Raw genomic sequence first — 13,992 nt, 5'->3', positions numbered from 1 at the left:
GGGGGACCCCTGGGGGGGGGGGCCGGGGGGACAAATCGTACGTGGGGGGGGGGGGGGGGGGAGGGGGGGGCAAAAAAGGGGGGGAGGGTTGGGGGCCTCCCCCCCCCCCCCGGGGGGGGGGGGGGGGGGGGGGGGGGGTGCATGGGATGGATTTGGTGGGAAGCGGAGAGTGCGCGAGTCTTGGGAATCCTCGCCGCGCCTCCCCCTCACCCTAACCCTCTCCCCGGGGGGGAGAGGGGATGTGCGCAGAGGGAAAGGGAAGCTACCCCCCGATGTAATGCGGCATCAGCTTCGCCTGATCGCCGATCCAGACGCTGCAGCGGCTGTCCTGGTTGCGGAAGAAATAGGCCTTGCCGGGCTGGCGGCGGTTCTGCGGGTCGATCAGGTTGGCACCGCCGGAGAAGGCGACGCCATAGCGGTAGTCCGGCGTTGCCGCCCAATAAAGGCCGTCGATCCGCTGCAGGAAGGCGCCGCGCTGGCACAGGTGCGACAGGGTGCGGTCCAGCGTGGCGAGGCCCTTCAAGCCATCGGGCAGGCTGTAGACGGCGCGGCTTTCGGTGCGGCGCAGGCGCGGCTCGTGGCCCGGCGGCGGCGGTTCGTAGGCGCGGAAGGGCGGGCGCAGATGGCCGGGTTCGGTGCGGTCGGTGCGCAGCACCTCCTGCGCGCCGACAGCGGCCGGAAGCAGGAGGAGGGCGAGAAGCGGAGGGATGAGGCGGCGGATCATCGCACCGACGGGTTGTTGGCGACGAAGGCGAAATAAGGCAGCCGCCGCACCGCGTCCGCCACCATCAGATAAGCCACCGCGAAGGCGAGCAGCGAGCTGAGGAAATAGCCGTAGCCATACCACGGGAAGCCCATCCGGCTGAACAGCAGGGTGAAGCCGGCATTGGCCGCCATATAGACCAGCTGCACCGTCAGATTCCGCGCCCGCAGGTCGAAATAGGCCAGGATCACCGTGCAGAACAGGAACATCACCTGGAAGAAGGCGCCCAGCACGCCGAAGCGGAACATGCCGATCTGCTGATACTGCAGGCCGATGGCGCCAACGATGGCCGGGGCCAGGAAGATGCAGACGGCGCAGACCGCCCCTTGCAGGATGACGAGATTGCGGCTGCTGTCGAGCAGGGCGGCGATGATGGCGCGATGGTTGCGCGCGATCTGGTCGAAGGTCGCGTGCTTCTGGATGTCGCGGTAGAAGGCCTGGTAATGCTCGAAGAAGCGGGTCTCGATGTTCACCGTGAACAGGGTCAGCGCCGGCAGGGTCGTCAGATAGGCGATGAACATGGCGCCGTCATAGGCGCTGTAGATCGCCATGGCGCCGGAGACCAGTTCGCGCTCCGGCACGAACCACATGATCCACTTGTCGGTCCAGACGGCGGCGTTGGCGAAAAAGCCGATCAGCGCCAGATCGGCGTATTTGCGGAAATAGGAGAGGAAGTCGAACAGCCGGCCGACCGGATAGGGATATTCGGCCAGCACCCGCGCGATCAGCCCGAACTGGATCACCGCCAGCCCGGCGGAGAATCCCCAGATCATCCCCGCCGCGCCGAACCGGTCGCCCAGCAGCACCGCCCCGGCCATGCCGGTGGTCATGCCGACGCCGAAGGCGACGGTGACCGCCAGATAGTCCTTCAGCGCCGACAGGAAGATCGACACCACCCAGATGCCGCAGACCAGGAAGAAATTCGCCAACCCGCCCAGCATGACCGGCATCGGCAGGCCGCTGAGCAGCGGGTAGAACGGCCCGGCGGTCAGGCCGGCGATGGCATAGGCCAGCCCCAGCGTCGCCAGCAGCATGCCGGGCGCCGCCTCCACCTCCTTGGCATAGATGGCGTCGGCGAGATAGCGGGTGGCAACCAGCACCAGCGGCCCGGTGAACACCACCGAGAAGCAGAAATTGTAGATCACCACCACGCGGAACAAAGTCAGCTGGTCCGGCCCCACCAGATCGCGGCCGAACAGCGTGATGCCGGCCAGCGCCAGGATGGTGAACATCCAGGGACCCGACGTGATGAAGGCGGAATGGGCATAGCCCTGCAACACGCCGAGCAGGTCGTCGCGCCGGGCCAGCCGGCGGAGCGCGAAGCCGATGCCGGCCATGTCAGGCGGCTCCCTTCAGGTCGAAATCGGCGCGTTCGAGCGTCGGCCGGGTCGGCATGGCGATGTGCTCGTCATAGATGGCGCGATAGACGCGGTCGATGGCGACCTTGTCGTAGGACTGGGCGACGCGGCGGGCGATGGCCTGCGCACAGCGCTCGCGCCAGGGGCGGTCGAGCAGAAGGGCGCGCAGCTCCCGCGCGGTGTCGAGCGGGCTGGCCAGCGGCGTCACCGCCCCGCCCGGCCCCAGCGGCGGCACCTCGTCCGGACGGCCCATCAGCAGTTCCGAACAGGAGCCGACATCGGTCGCCACCGTCGGCACGCCGGACGCCCCGGCCTCCAGGATCACCAGCGGCTGCGCCTCGCTGACGCTGGTCAGGGCGATGGCGTCGATCCTGCCCAGCCAGTCGGTCAGCTTGACGCGGCCGGCGAAGATCACCGTCTGCTCCAGCCCCAGATGCTTCACGATGGTCCGGCATTCCTCGACATAGCCGGGGTCCTCCTCCAGCGGGCCGAGGATCATCGCCTTCAGGTCGGGGATGTCCTCGCGCAGGATGCCGGCGGCGCGGATGTAGGTCTTCACGTCCTTGATCGGCACGACGCGGCCGATCAGGGCGATGGTCGGCGGGCGCGGCGCGGGATCGCGCCGGACCTGGGAATAGCCGGCATAGTCGATGCCGTTGGGCACGATCATCAGCTTGGCCGGGTCGGCGCCCTGGCGGCGCTGGAACTCCTGGTTTCCGCCGTACAAGGTGATGATGCGGTCGCAGGCGTCGTAACAGGCCTTGGAGTAGCTGGCGAAGGTGTCCAACCACAGATCGCGCAGGTCGCGCTTCTTCCGGTCGAGCGCCAGGGAGGTGTCGGCCCCCTCGAACAGCCATTCGGCCATCAGGATCTCGATGCGCCGTTCGTTGGTGTAGATGCCGTGTTCGGTCAGCAGGGCCGGGCGGCCGGTTTCCAGCCGCGCCCGCGCCGCGAACAGCCCGGCATAGCCGGTGGAGATGGCGTGATAGACCGACGCCTGCGGCATCGGCACCAGCAGCGTGGCGAACAGCCCGCTCATCAGCGCCCGGCTGCCCCAGAAATATTCGAGGAAGGAGGCGTCCGGCAGGGCGGCCCTGCACATGCGCACCACCATCTGGAAGGCGTCCTCGGAATTCAGCAGCGCCCGCTTGCCGATCCGGCCGCGCCGCGGCGCCAGCAGCCGCAGAACCTCGGCGACCTCGGCCAGCCCTCCGCCCTGCTGCAGGCGGGCGAGCGGCTTTTCCAGGGCCGCCACCAGCCGCCCGGTGCCGGGCTGCCAACGCCATCCGGGGGGTGGGTCCTGCAGATAGACGTGGGTCAGGCCGGTGACGTTGGCCGGCAGATCGTAGGCGAGCTTGCGGGCGCCGCGGTCGGCGACCAGTGCCACGATATGGAAGGTCAGGTCGGAGTGGGAGCGGATCAGGTCGTGCGTCCAGGTCGACACGCCGCCGGCGACATAGGGATAGGACCCCTCCATCAGCAGGCAGACGTCGGCCTTGGGGGCGCGGGGCGCTTCGGGCGGGAGCGGCTGGGACGGAGGGCGGCTCATGCGGCCAATTCCTTCGCGGTCGTTTCCGCGGCGGCCGTTTCGTCGTCGCGCCACAGGGCGAAGACGTCGCGCAGCGCATCGGGCAGCGCCGCACCGTCGCCCAGCAGGTCGGGTCGGCGGACGGGCAGCGCCCGCAGATCGCCGAAGCGGCCGAGCCGGAACAGGCTTTCGGCATACCAGAACAGGATGCGGCTGTCGGACGTGCGGTCGATCAGCGGCTCCAGCCTCGCCGCCGCCTCCGCCGCCAGTCCGCAGCGCAGCAGCAGCCGGCCGAGATCGAGGCGGATGCCGTCGTCGTCGGGCGCCAGCTCCAGGCTGCGGCGGTAGCCGTCCAGCGCCTTTTCGCGAATCTCCGCTTCGCGGTTGGAGTCCAGCAGGCCGCAGAAGGCATAATCGTCGAGATGGCGGCAAAGGGCGGCCAGGGCGCCGGCGTCGTCCGGATGGGCGCGGGCGGCATGGTCGAGCGACTGCCAGCGCTCGTTGAACTCATGCTCCACCCGCGCGGTCGCGGTGGCGGCCTGGACGCGGACGGACGGGTCGGCATCGGCGAGGCCGGCCTTCAGCGCGGGCGTGAAGGCGGGGCGGAAATGGCGGGCGACCAGGGCGATCACCGCCTGCTTCTGCTGCGGCGTGCCCATCCACATCATGTCCGTGAAGGATTCGCCCGCCACCAGATGGGCGTTCTCGCGCCCCGACACGATCAGCTCGTACAGCTCCTGCGCCGGGCCGGTCTCGCTTTCGGGGAAGAGGGAGAGATACCAGTCCTGGAAGCCGGTGGCATAGCGGCTGAACAGCGCCAGCAGCGCGGCGGTCACCAGCGTGCAGACGGCGCCCAGCGGACCCAGCGGCACCATGGTGACCAGCAGCAGCCCGGCCAGCCGCAGGTCGCGGCCCCGCCGCGCCCTGCTGCGCAGCCACAGCCCGACCAGCCCGCAGAGCAGCAGATGCAGCGCCGCGGCCGACGGTCCGGCGAAAGGTACGCCGGACAGGCCGAAGGCCAATGCCACGGCGTCGAGCAGGCCGGCGCCGAGCGTCGCCGCAACCAGTTCGGCCGTGCCGGCAGCCGGTCGGTCGCCCGCCAACATGCCGATGGTTTCAGCGGAATCGGACGCGGGGCCGGTCATCCCGCCCCCTCCGTCACGGCCTTCCCGGTGGCCGGCTCGGGCTCAGGCGGCTCGACCCGGCGGGTGACGAAGCCGATGGGGATGTTGGACAGCCCGTCGGGCAATTCCCGGCGCACCGCCCGTTCCAGCTTTGCCTCCACCAGCTTGGCGCCCTCCAGCGGCGTGCCGGCCAGGATCACGCCGAAGGAGGCGCCCTGCTGGCCGAAGTCGCAGGCGAGGTCGGTGTCGCGCAGGCTGCCGCGCACCGCCGTGCCGATGGCGGCGGCAAGGTCGGCGCGCTGGGCGACCGACAGGCGGGACAGGCCGGTGGGGCGGATGGTGATGGCCGTCGTCTCGAACCCCATGCGGCGGCCGAGCAGGGCCAGGAACTCCGCCTGCCGGCCGATGTAGCTGGAGGAATAGAGCGCGTCGTCGGTGAAGACCCGCTGTTCGTTGGCGGTGCGGTACTGGCGCGCCTTGGCCAGCGCGGTGCCGATCCATTCGCACAGGATGCGGAAATTCTCGACCGTGTTGACGCTGAGGTCGGTGAAGCCCAGGCTTTCGACCTTCACCATGCCGACCACCTCGCCGGTGTCGCTGCTGACCAGCGGTCCGGCCAGCACGCCTTCGCCGGCCAGGATGCGCTCGTCCTCGACCCGGTTGACGCAGAGCTGCCGCTGGCGGGCGATGACGGTCTGGAACAGCGGGGTGCCGCTGTCGAACCAGCGGGCATAGCTGTCGTTGTCGTCGTCCCACCCCTCGTTCGTGACCGATTCCAGCACGTCGTTGTTCAGCAGGAACAGCGAGAACTTCTCCGGCTTCATGACGGTGCGGACAAGCTCGGCGACGCCCAGCATCACCTCCCCCTCGTCCAGGTGGTCGATGGATTTGGCGGCCTGATAGAGGGTGAAGACGGTGCGCAGCTGGCCGGCGACGCGGGTCTCCAGGCTTTCCTTCACCGATTTCAAGGCGCGGTAGGACCGGGCGATGGCCTCCGCCTCCTGCCGGGCGGCGGCGAGCCCGGCGCGCAGTTCCTCGCGCTCGCGCAGCTGGCGCATGCGCAGCTCGCCGAACAGCACGGCGGCGACCAACCACAGGATCGGCTCGCGCGTCAGGGCGAAGAGATGGTCGTAGAGGTCCTGATCGATCCCGGCATCGGGCATGTTGCCGAGCCGCAGCGCCACCGACGCCACCAGCGCCGCCAGCACGCCCTCGCTGGTGCCGTACTGGATCGCCAGCAGCAGAACCGGGATCCAGAAGGGATGCGGCTGCACCCCGTCGAAGCGCAGCCCGGCGCCCAGCCAGACATCCAGCCCCAGCGCCACGGCGAAGAACAGCAGCAGTTCCAGCAGCGCGACCGGCCGCAGGCCGAACCAGCGGCGGGGGGATACCGGAGAGGGGCTGGACTCTGCGCTCATGCCTGCACGCTCACTCGCGGTGCAGGTCGTTGGGGAAGTCGGTGTCGGAGGCGCGGCGGGCCTGGGCCGGGGCGTCCGCGGAGGTGGGCACGGCAGGTGCGGCGACCACCGGCCGCAGGCTGTCGATCATCCGCGTCACCACCCGCTGGGCGACGTTGTTGACGCTGTCGCGGCTGAAATAGCCGCGGCCGGCCTCCGACTGGCTGGAGGTCCACAGCACGGCGCCGTCGGAGCTGCGGACCAGCCGGGCGTTCAGGCCGACCACCGGCTCCTCGCGCAGACCATGCTGGTAACCGTATTCCGACACGCTGCCGGACAGCACCGCGTCCACCCCCAGCGTCCGGCCGGCGGCCTGGGCGTCCGGCGGGGCGGCGTCGGCCGGCGTTTCGGTCGCAGTGGCGTCGGCGGCCGACTTGGCGGCGGACAGGCGGCTGCGGACACGGGACGCATCCATGCTGCGGATGCCCTCGACGCCGTACAGCTCGGTGGAGACGATGTCGGCGGCGATCTGGCCGGCGTTGGGGTGGTTGGTCAGATTCTCGAAGGGCAGGACGGCGACGGTCGAGCCGGCCGGCAGCACGGCCCCCGGCTGGGCGAAGTCGCGGCTGTTGATCCGGCCGAAGCTGCAGCCCGCCAGCAGCAGCCCAACCGCCAGCAGCGCCCCGCAGGCCCGCACACCCTTGCCCTTCATTCCCGCACCCTTTCGCCGCATCGCCAGTCCACCTTTTTTAACCATAAAGTGTTGACACACCGTCAATAACGCCAGACCAGAGTGACGCCGGCGCTGTTCACCGCGCTGGCCGTGCCGCGCGAGGTGGAGCGGGCATGGCTGGCCCGGAAGTTCAGCTCCAGATTGTCCGCCGGTTCCCACCCCAGCGAGATGGCGCCCTGCGGTCCGCTGCGGCCCCGCCGGTCATAGGCATAGCCGACCTGCGCCGCGTAGCGGACATAGTCGGTCAGGTAATCCTCGGCATTCAGCTGCAGCGCATGAACCTCGCGGGTCGCCGCCGGCAGCGGGACGTAAGGCTGGCCGAGCGCGTCCTGCCGCTCCTCGCGGTGGGCGACATATTCGGCGTCCAGCACATAGGCGACGCTGGCCAGCGGCCCCGCCGCGTTCAGCGTGTAGCGCAACGATCCCTCCACCGTGGCGCTGCGAGCCAGATCGGCGTCGCCGGCAAGGCCATAGCGGTTGTAGCCGGCGCCAAGTGACAGGAACCAGCGGTCGGACAGCCGGTCCTCATGCTGGACGAACAGGCGATCGCGCCGGCCGCCGTCGACGATGCCCTCAAGGAAGGCGAAGCTCGGCTCGCTCCAGGCGAAGCCGGCGCGGGTCTCCGTCTCGTCGCCGCGCCAGCCATGGGTATAGCCGGCGCCCAGCGTCTGCGGGGCGGCGTAGAGCGCCAGGGTGGAGCGCTCGAACTCCGGCCAGTCATGGACCAGCGCCGCTTCCAGCCGGGAGCGGGCGCCGTGGAACGCCTCCAGCCGGCCGTCTTCCCGGCGGGCGGCGTCGACATCGACATCGCGGCGCTCAAGGCTCCAGGTGAAGGCGGTGGAGCGGCCGAGGTCCTGCACGCCGCTGAAGCGGGCGATGCGCTGCATGTCGGCGTTGCGCACCTTCTGCCAGTCGAGGTCGAGGCGGCTGCGGTCCGCATTCTCATGCAGAAGCAGCGCCTTGCCCTGGATCAGCGAGGGTTCGTCGGGCGTCAGCTCCAGCGCCGTGTCATAGGCCCGGATCGCCTCGCGCCAGCGGCCGAGCCTTTCCTCCGCCTGGGCCAGCAGGGCGGTGGACTGGGCGTCGTCGGGGTCCTGTTCCAGCAGGTCGCGCAGCAGGGTCCGCGCCGGTCGGACGTCGCCGCCCTCCATCAGCGCCAGCGCGCGGAAATAGTCCAGACGCCGGCGGGCGGCACGGTCGGCGGCCTGGGCCTCGCGGCTGGGGGCGGCGGCAGGGGCGCGGGTCATGGCGACGGTGAGGCCGGTGCGGTCGGTCGCGACCGTCGCCTCGACGCCGGTGCCGAGCACCAGAACGACGCTGTCGTAGCCGTAGAGAATGTTGTCGACCCAGGACTCCAGCCGCTCCGGCACACGGTCGAGCGCGACCTCGCCGAGCGGGCGGTTGAAGCGCAGAACCAGTTCGCGGCCGTCGCGCTGGGTTTCGGTGGCGACCGGGCCGGGCCAATGCAGGGCGAAGCGGGCGGCGCGGTCCTCGCGCACGGCCTCCAGCCGGGCCGAGGCCGTTTGGGCGGGGGCGGGGGTGGTGGTGAGGAGGAGGGTTAGGGCGAGGAGTCTCGGGAAGCCACGCAATGCACCCCCCTCACCCCGCCCCTCTCCCCGGGGGGGAGAGGGGGTGAAGGGCGACGAGGCGCAGAACATATCACGGAAGGGCCAGGACACGGCGGGCCTCCGGCAGTCGTCCGTTTTCGATCAGCATCGATGCGTAGTCGGCCCTCAGTTGGCGGTCGGCCGGACGGCGCTTGCGCAGGGTCTCGAACAGCGCCACGGCGTCGTCGACCTTGCCGAGCCGGTTCAGCAGATTGGCCTCCGTCTGGATCGCCGCGTCGCCGCGGCCGGCGCGGTGGCGCAGCTGGGATAGGGCGGTGCGGTAATAGGGAACCGCCGCGGTCGGGCGCTTCAGCGCGGTCAGCGCCTCGCCCAGGAAATAGTAGGCTTCGTAATCGTCGGGGCCGGTGGCGACGTAGCGCCGCAGCAGCCGTTCGGCGTCGGCGAGGCGGTTCTCGTCATAGGCCAGCATGCCGAGCTGGCGCAGCGCGTCGGCGTCCTCGGGCTTGCGCGTCAGCAGGGCGGTCCAGGCCTGGGCGGCGGCGGCCCGCTGCCCGGTCTGCTCGGCGAGGCGGGCGTAGCGGCGCAGGCGGTCGGGGGCGGCTTCCTCGGGAACGGCGGTGCGCAGGGCCTGGGCCAGCTCCTTGCCCTTGCCGGCCGCCGCCAGCGCCTCGATGTAGGGGGCCTTCAGCGCCGGTTGCGCCGGGGCGGCGCCCTGGCCGCCAAGCCCGGCGATGACGCGGCGCCCGCCGCCATACTCGGCGAGACGGTCGTACCACGCCGCCTGCTCGGCCGGGCTGGACGCCGCCTTTGCCCGTGACTCGATCCAGTCCAGACCGGCGGCGGGCGGGCGCGGCCCCCAGAGATAGGCGAGCTGCCGGAAATCCTCGCTCTGGGGCCCCTGTCCCGCCGCCAGCCGCTGCAGGGCCTGCTCCGCCCCCGTTTTGTCGCCAAGCGCCAACAGGGATGATGCCGGCTCCCGCCGTTTGTCGGCGGGCAGACGGCTGTCGGTGGCGCGCGCCAGGAGATAGCGGCGCAGGTCGGCCTTGCGGCCCAACTTCGTCAGGGTATCGCGGTAAAGCGCATCCTCCGCCTCGGCCAGCGGGGCGGCGGCGGCCCGGCTTTGCAGCAGGGCGGCGAGGTCGGGCAGCGCGTTGGCCTTGGCCGCCGCATCGGCATACACGCCGAGCCAATCCCCGCCCTGCCCCTCGGCCCAGCCGCGCAGCAGCGGGAGGGCGGCGCGATAGGCCTTGTGGTCGAGCAGCATGGTGACGATGGCCTGCTGTTCCGCATCGGACAGGTTGCCCTTCGCCAGCTTGGCGGTCAGATGGCGGGTCAGTTCTTCCGACCGCCCGGCGCCGGCCAGCGCGGCGATATAGGCCGCCTCCACCTCCGTGCCGCCACCGGCAAGCAGGGGGGCCAGCAGCGGCAGCGCCTCGGCCGGTTTGCCGGTGGCGGTCAGGGCGTTGGCGAAGGCCAGACGGCTGCGCGGCGACGGGTCGAGCGCGAAGGCGCGTTGCGAGGCGGCAAGAGCCAGCGCCGCCGCCGGGTGAGAATCCGCGGCGCGTTCGGCGGCGCTGCCAGCGATGTCCTGCAACAGGCCGACCGGCAGCTTGGGCTGTCCGGCCAGCCACGCCGCGACGGCGGCGGGATCGCCGGCCTTGGCGGCCAAGCGCGCCCAGCCCTGCGCGGCGGCCGGCGACGGCGTGGCCTGCCGCCGCGCCTCGAACCAGGAAAGCCCGGCCGGCGCGCGGTCGAGGTCGATGAACAGGGCGGCAAGCTCCTCCACCTGCTCGTCGGGGATGCCGCCGGTCAGCGGCAGCCGGTCGAAGGCGGCGGTCGCCGCGCCGTGGCGGCCGGCGCGGTCGAGAATCCGGATGGCGGCCAGTTGGTCGCCAGGAGTCAAGGCGCCACCGGCAAGGCCGCGCTCCGCCCACCCCGCGGCGGCGGCGGGATCGCCGCGGCCGAGCGCGATGTTGGCGGCCAGCAGCGGGTAATCGTCCAGGAATTCGTCGCCCAGTTCGCGGTAGAGGCGGTCGGGGAAGCTGCGGTCGCCGTCGCGCAGGGCGCTTTCCGCCAGCCCGGCGAGGACCCAGTCGGGAACCAGATGCAGGTCGCGCCCCTTGGTCGCCTCCAGCGCCGGGCGAAGCATGCCGGCATTCACCTCCAGCGCCAGCAGGCGTCCGAAATGGACATCCTCCACCGGGCCGGGAAGCGCCGACAGGCGGGTCCGCGCCTCCTCCCGGCGGTCGGCGGCGATCAACAGGTCGATGTAGGTCAGTTCCAGCGCCAGCACATGCTCCCGCCCCGTCACCTGCGGTTCGATCAGCCGCAGGGCGAGGTCGGGGCGGGACGCCGCGGCGAGCTGGCTCGCCAGACCGATCATGTCGGCGACGGTGGGAGTCTCACCCAGCCAGCGCCGGGCGCGGTCGAACGCCTCCTCCTCGCGGTCGAGGTCGATCAGCAGGCTCATCAGCAGTTCGCGGCTGTCGGGCTGCATCTCGCCCTTGGCGCGGTCGTCGGCGCGCAGCAGCCAGTCCACCGCCCCGACATGGTCGCCGCGGGCAGCCAGCAGCGCCGCCAGTTCCTGCTGAGCCTCGACATCATCGGGACGCAGGGTGCAGTAGCGGGTCAGCGCCTCTACCTTCAGCGCCATCCGGTTGCGGAAGCCGGCGGCATAGGCGAGGTCGCGGAACAGGTCGGCGCCGTGGCGCAGTTCCGCCAGCGCCTTCAGGTTTTCCAGATAATCGCCGGGCCGCTGCGCATCCTGGTAGAGGCGGTTCAGCAACTCCCGCGCCTCGACGGACGACGGCTCGGCGGCGACGAACTCCTCGGTCAGGGCGATGGCGCGCTCGACGTCGCCCTGGGCCAGCGACAGCCGGGTCAACGGCATCACCGTGGTGCCGCTGCGGTCGCCGGCGGCATAGCGCTGCTCGTAGACCGCGCGGGCGCTTTCGTAATCGCGGTCGCGGAACTTCTGCAGGGCAAGCTCGCCGCTGTGCGGGATCAGCAGCAAACTGGCGCCGATGCCCACGAGCAGCACCAGCAGGACGACGAGGATGTTCGCGCGCATCGCCGCCCTACCCCGCCGTATCGTCGGTCGGACGAAGCCGCAGCAGCAGCGGCGCAACGGCGGACACCGGCACGGTCAGCGCCAGCCGGCCGTCGGCGTCCGCATCGGCGCTGCCCGACCACAACCGGGTCCCGTCGCGCTCCGCCGTGACCGTCCAGCGGCCGGGCCGAGGCACGTGCCAAACCATGGAACCATCGCCATAGCCGGTGGCGGCGACGCGGAAGCCCTGCCCTTGCGCGGCAAGCGCGAAGAAGGCCCAGCGTCCCTGGATCAGATAGGGCAATGCCGCGGACGGGTCGCGGTCGGCGCGTCCGGTCGCCGTCAGCGCCACCACCGGTTCCGCCACCGCGGGGTCGAGCGCGACATACAGGCTGCCCTGGCTGTGGCGCTGGCCCAGCACGCCGCTGGAGCGGGCGAAATCGACCGCGCTGGCGCTGGCGTTGTCGAAGCGCAGCGTGTTCAGCGCCCCGCGATCCAGCACGCGCCAGCGCCGCCCGCCGTCCGACCCGCCCGCCAGCGGCTCGAACCGGGTGGTGTAGAAACCTTCGGCGATGCGGGCGTAGGTGGAGGCGGCGACCGGCGCAAGTTCCTGCCCGCGGGCGGCGGTCAGCACGGAGACCAGCGCGTTCAGGCTGGCCGCCTTCTGGCCGCTGTACATGTGGTAGTAGACGTTGAAGGGCTTCAGCCGGGTCGGACTGCCGGCGTGGCGCATCGTGTTGATGAGATTGCGGTAACCGTAGAAGCGGCCGGTCCACAGCTCGGTATAGGTGTTCTCGTTGCTGCCTGCGGCGTAGATCTGACGCTCCGCCCCCACCGGCAGGCCGATGGGCGGCAGGCCGGTGATGGAGGGGAAATCGGCGTCGAAGCGGGCGTCGCCGCCGTTGATGTTGACCCCGCCCGCCTTGCGCACCGCGGCCAGCGCCGCCTCGAACGGCGAGGTATCGCCCGACCATTGCACCAGAACCGCCCGCTTGCCGGCCGGAGCCAGCCGGGTGAAGTAATCGAGCGCGCCGCCGATCTCCTGGTCGAGGTCGAAGGGCTGTTGCAGATAGGCGCGCGGCACGGCATAGCGGCCGATGTCCGACACCTCCCCCGCCTCCTCCGCCGCATGGTCGTCGGGCTTGCCGGGGCGATAGCCGCCGTCGCGGTTGAGGAAGGGCGCCTCGTTCTGCCGGCTGTAATCCTTGAAGAAGGACCATTGGAAGGGGTGGGTCCAGGTGTGGCTGGACGGCTCCACCTGCGGCAGGGCGAACAGCTTCTTGGCGGCTTCCAGCGACTCCGGCGTGCCCTTCCAGGTCGGGTCGAGGTCGCCGACGATGGGGGCGACGCTGACCGGCAATTCGGGAAACGGTTCGATGGCGGCGGTGCGCACCATGTCGGCGGACAGGACACGCTTGTTGGCGTAGGGCGCCACCTCCGTCACGTTGCGCCAGCCGTCGCCGTCGATATGGCTGAAATAGAGGCGCCGGCCCGACAGGGTGGTGACGTCGGGCTTCGGCAGGTCATCGGTGGCGAAGCTGTCGCGGAAGAAGGCGAAGGGATCGACGATCCATTGCCGCCGGTTGTACTCGGCGTCGAAATAGCGGCCGTAGCCGTCGGTGACCAGACCGCCGGAGGGGCCGGTGACCACCAGATGGCTGTCGCTCGCCGGGTCGTCGCCGCGCCGCATCACCAGATGGGAGGCGAAGCGCTCGTCGGTCTTGCGGAACAGCGGGTAGCCGGGCAGCACCCCCGACAGCGGCCGTTCGAAGCCGATCATGCCGTCGGTCAGGATCGGCCTGGATTTGTAGGTCAGGTCGGAATAGCCGTCGTCGTCGCGCAGCCCGAACCGGGCGAAGAAGCGGTTGGCAATGGCCAGCGGCACCGGCTTGCCGCCGCGCTCCAGCCGCACCCCGGACTGGCCCAGCACGGCGAAACGGACGCCGCGGTCCATCGCGCGTCCGGCCCAGGCGATGTAGGCGCCGACATCGGTGAAGGGATCCCCCGCGAACCAGGTGACGACGCCGCGCAGGTCGGGATAGCGCGACAGGTCGGGCAGTCCGTCGGCGACGTTCCAATAGACCACCGACAGGCCGAGATGGTTCAGCGGCAATTCCACCATCGTGTGGATGCGGCTGAGACGGATCGTGCTTTCCTCGCGCAGGTCGACCAGCGCCAGAATGGTGCGCGGCACCGTCTGCTGAGCCGTCGCGGCCGTCGCGGGAGAACCGGCGGCGAGCACGGGAAGGGCCATGCCGGGCAGGAGCAGGGTGAGGGCGAGTGCGGCTGCGCGGAATGCACGCATGCTCCAATCTGGAAAGATCTCCCTCTCCCCCCCGGGGAGAGGGTCGGGGTGAGGGGGATGCACAGCGTGGCTATTCCGAGAATCCACGCCGTGCGGGCCCCCCCCCCCCCCCCCCCCCCCCCCGCGGGGGGGGGGGGGGGGCCCCCCCCCGCGGCAAAGCCCCCCCC

Annotated in this window: 9 protein-coding genes; all 9 read right to left on the bottom strand. The window is 71.0% G+C overall.

Going from position 1 to position 13,992, the window contains the following annotated elements; genetic code table 11:
- Positions 1-262: 262 nt before the first annotated feature.
- Positions 263-724, bottom strand: coding sequence for a hypothetical protein (locus FZ029_RS32185; RefSeq protein WP_149274200.1), 462 nt, complete (start codon positions 722-724; stop codon positions 263-265).
- Positions 721-2,100 (bottom strand): exopolysaccharide Pel transporter PelG, encoded by a 1,380-nt coding sequence (gene pelG / locus FZ029_RS32180; RefSeq protein WP_149274198.1) that lies wholly within the window; start codon positions 2,098-2,100, stop codon positions 721-723. The genes FZ029_RS32185 and pelG overlap by 4 nt, the downstream gene beginning before the upstream one ends.
- 1 nt (position 2,101) lies before the next feature.
- Positions 2,102-3,670: a GT4 family glycosyltransferase PelF gene (gene pelF, locus FZ029_RS32175; RefSeq protein ID WP_149274196.1), complete on the bottom strand. Its 1,569-nt coding sequence runs from the start codon at positions 3,668-3,670 to the stop codon at positions 2,102-2,104.
- Positions 3,667-4,794 (bottom strand): hypothetical protein, encoded by a 1,128-nt coding sequence (locus FZ029_RS32170; RefSeq protein WP_149274194.1) that lies wholly within the window; start codon positions 4,792-4,794, stop codon positions 3,667-3,669. The genes pelF and FZ029_RS32170 overlap by 4 nt, the downstream gene beginning before the upstream one ends.
- Positions 4,791-6,191, bottom strand: a complete 1,401-nt coding sequence (locus FZ029_RS32165) for a GAF domain-containing protein (RefSeq protein WP_149274193.1) — start codon at positions 6,189-6,191, stop codon at positions 4,791-4,793. Before FZ029_RS32165 ends, FZ029_RS32170 begins: the two co-directional genes overlap by 4 nt.
- Positions 6,192-6,201: 10 nt before the next feature.
- Complete coding sequence (locus tag FZ029_RS32160; protein ID WP_188052147.1) at positions 6,202-6,882, bottom strand: hypothetical protein; 681 nt, start codon at positions 6,880-6,882, stop codon at positions 6,202-6,204.
- 62 nt (positions 6,883-6,944) lie between these two features.
- Positions 6,945-8,402, bottom strand: a complete 1,458-nt coding sequence (locus tag FZ029_RS32155; protein WP_247892605.1) for a tetratricopeptide repeat protein — start codon at positions 8,400-8,402, stop codon at positions 6,945-6,947.
- A 160-nt stretch (positions 8,403-8,562) separates the two neighbouring features.
- Positions 8,563-11,541 carry a tetratricopeptide repeat protein gene (locus FZ029_RS32150; RefSeq protein WP_149274191.1) on the bottom strand — a complete coding sequence of 993 codons (2,979 nt, stop codon included), beginning with the start codon at positions 11,539-11,541 and terminating at the stop codon, positions 8,563-8,565.
- 7 nt (positions 11,542-11,548) lie between these two features.
- Positions 11,549-13,825, bottom strand: a complete 2,277-nt coding sequence (locus tag FZ029_RS32145; protein ID WP_149274189.1) for a hypothetical protein — start codon at positions 13,823-13,825, stop codon at positions 11,549-11,551.
- Between the last annotated feature and the right edge of the window lie 167 nt (positions 13,826-13,992).

This window comes from Azospirillum sp. Sh1, assembly GCF_008365135.1.
GTDB lineage: Bacteria > Pseudomonadota > Alphaproteobacteria > Azospirillales > Azospirillaceae > Azospirillum > Azospirillum oryzae.
The sequence above is the reverse complement of the archived record's forward strand: the minus strand, read 5'-3'. Positions and strand labels throughout refer to the sequence as shown.

Coding starts and splice junctions, on each gene's coding strand:
- pelG (WP_149274198.1), bottom strand. CDS start 2,100: ATGGCCGGCATCGGCTTCGCGCTCCGCCGGCTGGCCCGGCGCGACGAC.
- FZ029_RS32150 (WP_149274191.1), bottom strand. CDS start 11,541: ATGCGCGCGAACATCCTCGTCGTCCTGCTGGTGCTGCTCGTGGGCATC.
- FZ029_RS32165 (WP_149274193.1), bottom strand. CDS start 6,191: ATGAGCGCAGAGTCCAGCCCCTCTCCGGTATCCCCCCGCCGCTGGTTC.
- FZ029_RS32185 (WP_149274200.1), bottom strand. CDS start 724: ATGATCCGCCGCCTCATCCCTCCGCTTCTCGCCCTCCTCCTGCTTCCG.
- FZ029_RS32160 (WP_188052147.1), bottom strand. CDS start 6,882: ATGAAGGGCAAGGGTGTGCGGGCCTGCGGGGCGCTGCTGGCGGTTGGG.
- FZ029_RS32170 (WP_149274194.1), bottom strand. CDS start 4,794: ATGACCGGCCCCGCGTCCGATTCCGCTGAAACCATCGGCATGTTGGCG.
- pelF (WP_149274196.1), bottom strand. CDS start 3,670: ATGAGCCGCCCTCCGTCCCAGCCGCTCCCGCCCGAAGCGCCCCGCGCC.
- FZ029_RS32145 (WP_149274189.1), bottom strand. CDS start 13,825: ATGCGTGCATTCCGCGCAGCCGCACTCGCCCTCACCCTGCTCCTGCCC.